The 6,081-nt window shown below is 50.4% G+C and carries 4 protein-coding genes; 2 read left to right on the top strand and 2 right to left on the bottom strand.

Features of this window, described 5'->3' with window-relative positions:
* Positions 1-542 (bottom strand): hypothetical protein (locus F1593_RS27010; protein WP_149404659.1); only part of this gene is annotated, 542 nt, incomplete at its 3' end.
* Between the two features lie 531 nt (positions 543-1,073).
* On the opposite strand from F1593_RS27010, the gene F1593_RS27015 reads away from it, so the two are divergent.
* Both F1593_RS27015 and ppdK read left to right on the top strand, forming a co-directional pair.
* Positions 1,074-1,643 carry a HEPN domain-containing protein gene (locus tag F1593_RS27015; RefSeq protein WP_172632498.1) on the top strand — a complete coding sequence of 190 codons (570 nt, stop codon included), beginning with the start codon at positions 1,074-1,076 and terminating at the stop codon, positions 1,641-1,643.
* Between the two features lie 71 nt (positions 1,644-1,714).
* On the top strand, positions 1,715-4,495 hold the full coding sequence (gene ppdK / locus F1593_RS27020) for a pyruvate, phosphate dikinase (protein ID WP_149404661.1): 2,781 nt from the start codon (positions 1,715-1,717) through the stop codon (positions 4,493-4,495).
* 96 nt (positions 4,496-4,591) lie between these two features.
* On the opposite strand, the gene F1593_RS27025 is transcribed toward ppdK, so the two are convergent.
* On the bottom strand, positions 4,592-5,560 hold the full coding sequence (locus tag F1593_RS27025; protein ID WP_149404662.1) for a DUF4097 family beta strand repeat-containing protein: 969 nt from the start codon (positions 5,558-5,560) through the stop codon (positions 4,592-4,594).
* Between the last annotated feature and the right edge of the window lie 521 nt (positions 5,561-6,081).

Genomic DNA, 6,081 nt, shown 5'->3' on the forward strand with positions numbered 1-6,081 from the left:
GTCTGCTGATCCGCTGGGAGAAGCGCCCGCGTTCCTATCAGACCTTGTTGTGCTTGGCTTGTGCGCTCATTTGCTTTCAACAATGTGATCGCGTTTCCTCCTTGTAGGTTTTCGGATAAGTTCTTAATGGTCACAATCGTACGCCCACTATCCAGTTGCGATTGATAATAATGGGCATCCTCTTCGGAAACGCCCATGTGGATCAGTGAACCGGCGAAACCGCCAGCTACTGCGCCCAGCGCCACACTACCCAGTGTAACTGCCAGCATACCACCGGCAATAGCGGGACCTAAGCCAGGAATGAGTAACAATGAAACGGCGCCGAGCACACCACCGAGTACTCCACCACCTACCGCGCCAGCCGCTGCAGGCACCACATCCGAGGTGCCATGTTCATCACCAATGGTAGATTTATGATCACGTGCCACAAATCCCACCTGTTCATCGGTGAAACCAGCCGTACGCAGTTCCTCTAACGCTTTATCGGCCGCTGCGCGTTCATAAAAAACACCGACTGCAACGGCTTGATTCATCATTATCATACACAATCCTCTTCTTTTATGTATCAGAAAAACAAGATTTTTTGTTTCTGTTGTCATTTTTCAAATAATAATAGAAAAATTCATTTTCTCTGCTTTTTATACGGATCGTGAAAAAGATTAGATGCATAGAATGGCTGGCTATTATATTAAAAAGGAGGGGATTGAATGAACAAGTACCCACTATAATGAATTGTTATTATGGTAAAAATATCTATAGCTCCACTAAGGTATTTTTCATAGATAAGAAGAACTTTTAATCTTTTTAGGCAGATAAGTGGAACGCATCGCCGCCGCTTCTAAATCTTTCCAAAGTAATTGGTATAACATGACATTATCTCAAAAAAACAGTTGTGAGGAGAGGCCAGAATGTAACAAAGTGGTCACAGACTAGAAAGATAGATAATCTACACACAAAAAGGATTGACACAGCACGGCACTTAGGAATACTATGTGCAGGATAGCTGATTAGTGCTAAGCAGCATGCAACGCATTGAAAGCAACTTACAAAGTACGTTAAAGGATCAAACTAACATGTCACATATGCAGGATAGCAGCCACGAGTGGGCTGGTGAAGGCAAAGAAGACGATATCGAACAACAACTTTTATATGGCCTGAACTTGAATTCACCCTCCACCCAGGATGCAGATAGCCATGCAACTCTATCTCACGACGAGGATCAGGCAAATCATCTTATCAGTGATTTACAAGGTAGTGATTTACAGGGTGCGTTAGGGCTTTTCGCGGAGGCCTCACAGGATATGGCCACCGCTGCAGTCGAATTAGGTCTCGGACGACATTTTGCCTGCGTTGATTTTTGTAATCAAGCCGCAGAAAAAGCCGTACAAGCAATCAGTCTTCTACGCTTCGGCCGTCGCACCACCTATAATCACGACTTGCGCGAACTTGGAACTCAGGTTGGCGCACCCGACACCATTCTCGACGATCTGGAGCGACTGACTCCATTTCATCCAGAAACCTTCTATGCCGACACTCCTCCCGAAGTTGCCGACGAAGTGATCAATGCAGAGCAAGCTAACAGTTATATCAAGAGCGCTCGCACTATCCTACGCTGGGCCCGCTCCATCGTGCTCGGCGCATAATAGAGCTATTTGTTCAGGGTAAAGCGCTCGACTCGTTTATTCACCCACCACACAAGTTGGAGGATTTTTTCATGGCACAGCAGATTACCCATTCCGAACTGGAAGAAGCGGTAAAACGCTCTCCTCGTAAGTGGGTTTACCTTTTCAGCGAAGGCAATGCCAGCATGCGTGAACTGCTCGGCGGCAAAGGCGCAGGCGTGGCTGAGATGACAAATGCAGGTCTTCCCGTCCCTCCAGGCTTTACGATCACGACAGAAGCATGTAACGGTTACTACGACAACCATCAGCAGTTTCCCAATGGTGTGCTAGAGCAGACAAAAGCTGCCCTGGCCGTTATTGAAAAACAAACTGGCAAAGGCTTTGGCAACAAGGAGAATCCTCTCCTGGTGTCGGTCCGTTCGGGCGCGAAATTTTCGATGCCCGGTATGATGGATACCGTCCTTAACCTGGGTATTAATGACGAGACGGTACAGGGCCTGGTGGCCTTGACCGGAGATGAGCGCTTCGCCTATGACGCCTATCGCCGCTTCATCCAGATGTTTAGTAAAATTGTGCTGGATACTAATCCACAGGATTTTGAGGCGGTACTGGAACAGTATCGTGAGCAGGCTGGAGCCAAGACGGATGCCGAAATTCCCGCCGACTCGCTCAAAAAAATTGTCACCGAATATAAAGCTATTGCCGAGCGCGCTTCCGGCGAGCCATTCCCCACTGATGTCTATCAGCAATTACACAAAGCCATTGAGGCGGTTTTCTCTTCCTGGAATAACAAACGCGCCATCGACTATCGAAACTTCAACAAGATCCCTCATACGTTGGGCACGGGCGTCAACGTCCAGAGCATGGTCTTTGGAAATATGGGAGATACCAGCGGCACAGGAGTCGCCTTTACGCGCAATCCAGCTAATGGTGAGAAGAGACTGTATGGCGAATATCTGCTCAACGCACAGGGTGAGGATGTCGTGGCGGGTATCCGCACACCATCTCCTATCAGTAAGCTGGCCCAGGACCTGCCAGATGTCTATCAACAGTTCCAGGAGATTGCAGAGCGTTTAGAAAAGCACTATCGCGATATGCAGGATCTGGAGTTTACGGTTGAGAAGGGCAAGCTGTATATGTTGCAGACGCGTTCAGCGAAACGCAACGCTGGCGCAGCCGTCAAAGTGGCCGTCGATATGGTTGAAGAGGGGCTGATCACTCCTGAAGAGGCAATTAAACGGGTCGAACCATCGCAGGTCTATCAATTGTTGCTGCCTCGCTTCGACGATGCTGAGAAGAAGCAGGCCGAACAGGAGGGGCGCTTGCTGGCGAAAGGATTGAATGCGTCGCCAGGAGCTGCGTATGGAAAGGCGATCTTCAATGCCGACCGCGCAGAGGAATTGGGGAAAGCCGGGACTCCAGTTGTCCTGGTCCGTCCAGAGACAAGTCCAGATGATGTTCATGGGATGCTGGTGGCAAAGGGGATCCTGACGGCTCGTGGTGGCGCGACCAGCCATGCCGCGGTGGTAGCGCGTGGCCTGGGTCTTCCCTGCGTTGCTGGCTGTGAAGGTATCCGTGTCAGCGAAGAGCAACACCTTTTCCGCGTAATTGGTTCGGATTTTGTCATCAAAGAGGGCGACGATATCTCAATCGACGGTGCCACCGGTGAGGTCTATGCTGGTATCATCAAAACGGTCGATGCCGATTTTGAAAAAGAGACCAATCTGCAAAAGCTGCTGCATTGGGCCGACGAGTTCCGCAGACTGGGCGTATGGGCTAACGCCGACTATCCACGTGATGCCAGGCGCGCCATTACCTTTGGTGCCCAGGGTATCGGCCTCTGCCGCACCGAGCATATGTTTATGGAACAGGAACGCCTGCCCATTGTGCAGAAGATGATCCTGTCCAAGACCAAAGAGGAACGCGAAGCTGCACTGGCTCAATTATTGCCCTTCCAGCAGAGCGACTTCAAAGGCATCTTCGAGGCGATGGTTGATCCTCAGACCAACGAGGGGTATCCCGTTGTCATTCGTCTGATCGATCCTCCGCTACACGAGTTCCTGCCATCTTACGAGGAGCTACTGATCGAGGTAACTCGTCTGGAAACGCAGGGTGGTCATGAAACCGAACTGGCAGAGAAGCAGGCATTGTTAGAAGCCGTCGGAGCAATGCGCGAGATGAATCCAATGCTCGGTTTGCGTGGCTGCCGCCTGGGTCTCCTCTTCCCTGAGATCAACGTCATGCAGACGCGTGCTATTCTGGGTGCCGCCGCTGAGCTGGAAAAAGAAGGCAAGAAATTGCATCCGAAGATCATGATTCCATTGGTCGGGCATGTCAACGAGCTAAAGGAGGTTCGTCGCCAGTTAGAGGCTGCGGCCGCCCAGATCGCGCAAGAGGCCGGCAAACCCATCGACTATAAGTTTGGTACCATGATCGAGCTCCCCCGCGCCGCTCTGACCGCAGATCAAATCGCGCCTGTAGCTGATTTCTTCAGCTTCGGCACTAATGATCTGACCCAGACCACCTTTGGCTATAGCCGTGACGACGCCGAAGGCAAATTCTTGCTCAAATACGTCGAGGGGCTGGATGTACCGGGTATAAAGAGTAAAGTCAAAATCTTGCCCTTCAATCCTTTCCAGACCCTTGATCGCGATGGTGTCGGTCAGTTAGTACACATGGCTGCTGAAAAGGGCCGTCGTGCCAATCCTGACATCGAATTGGGCATCTGCGGCGAGCATGGTGGAGATCCTGATAGTATCGAGTTCTGTAACGAGATTGGACTCGACTATGTAAGCTGTTCACCATTCCGTGTCCCGGTTGCGCGTCTGGCCGCCGCCCAGGCCGCTCTATCCCGAACAGAGAAAGACCGCTAATCAGCCAGACAATCAATAGATAAAGGCCAGCGGTTGTCAGTCTCTAGCTGACAACCGCTGGCCTTTAAACATATATCTTTAATGCACTTGAGACCATTATAGCTGTTTATTCACCGATACCGAGCCACTCCCGATGGTGGCAGTGATATGCGCCAGTGGATTCGATCCAACTGCATCCGCGCCAAACTCATTATGAACCGTCCCGGAACCAGTGCTGGCGGCAAGCTGGAAGGCGGCATTATTCGGTAATGTCAGATTGATATCCCCGCTATTGGTCGTCATTTTATAGGACCCATTCGGATTAAGCGAGCCCTGGAAGCGCACAGAACCACTATTGGTTTTCATAACCGATTGACCTCGTAATGTCGCGCTCTGCACCACAACATCTCCGCTCTGGGTCATGGCCTGTAACTGTCCCGTCACTCCTGTGATGTGCAGCGAACCACTGGCACCATTGATCACACTATCGCCTGTCACCTGTCGTACCGTAATATCGCCGCTATCGGTATGGGCATTTAAAGGACCCTTGATATCCTCAAGATCCAGGCTTCCACTACCGGTATCAACCGTTGCGCCACCGATACCATCAATCGAGACAGAGCCAGAATTCACCTCAACCTGGGCCTGCGTAGATGCAGGAACAGTCACATCATAATCAATATCGCGAAAACCTGGATCGGTTGAGATTGTAAGATGATCGTGTCCCTGTGCATCCGTGGATTGATCATACAGGATGCGTGTATCATTGGGATTTGGTCCCTGATCCGTACTGTGCCTGCGGGCGACCACGATAATACTGCTCACTTTTCCCGCATGCACGCTGACATCGCTGGCATGTCCTTTAATAACAAGCACCGCATGATCTCCAACCGAAAAGCTCTTCTTTTTCGGCTGAAGATAACCATTATTCGCATCACTGTGGGCGGTCCCATTTCCCGCCACAAAAGCATCATCGCTCTCGTTACGACTATTATTATAGACAAGTATACCTATGATAATCACAGCCAGTAATGCAACCGCGATGATGAGAGCTAATTTTTTTCTATTGTAATTGAATGGTAGCATCTTTGATCAGGATAACCGCACCTCCAGAACCTCTCTGTCACTTCCCGCCACAGCTCGCGTCGGTCCCACCTGCTCCTCTCCCTAATTCTTTCTCTTCAAGAATGCGATCTTATCACTTCTACCACGTTTTACCACACACAAACGATGCAATAGTATACTCAAAGAGTTGTAACGTGACACTATTCTAAATAAAGAAGGCCCGAACCCTTGCGGTCAATACCGCTTAAGCCCACCTACTCCAACAAATGAGGGAAAGAGGAAGACAACCCAGAGAAAAAGGAGGCACCCTTTGTTGACAGCACCGGGGTGCAGCCGCCATCTGAAGAGGGAGTGCACCCCAATACCGCTTCAATAAGGAGAATGTGGAATGCCGATGCATCCGTAGATGCCACCCTTCAGAACTTATCCGAAAACCTACAAGGAGGAAACGCGATCACATTGTTGAAAGCAAATGAGCGCACAAGCCAAGCACAACAAGGTCTGATAGGAACGCGGGCGCTTCTCCCAGCGGATCAGCAGAC

It is taken from the genome of Dictyobacter arantiisoli, from assembly GCF_008326305.1.
Lineage (GTDB): Bacteria > Chloroflexota > Ktedonobacteria > Ktedonobacterales > Ktedonobacteraceae > Dictyobacter > Dictyobacter arantiisoli.

What these genes read in the sequence shown, in the direction of transcription:
- F1593_RS27015 (WP_172632498.1), top strand. Translation starts at nt 1,074, where the DNA reads ATGTCACATATGCAGGATAGCAGCCACGAGTGGGCTGGTGAAGGCAAA.
- ppdK (WP_149404661.1), top strand. Translation starts at nt 1,715, where the DNA reads ATGGCACAGCAGATTACCCATTCCGAACTGGAAGAAGCGGTAAAACGC.
- F1593_RS27025 (WP_149404662.1), bottom strand. Translation starts at nt 5,560, where the DNA reads ATGCTACCATTCAATTACAATAGAAAAAAATTAGCTCTCATCATCGCG.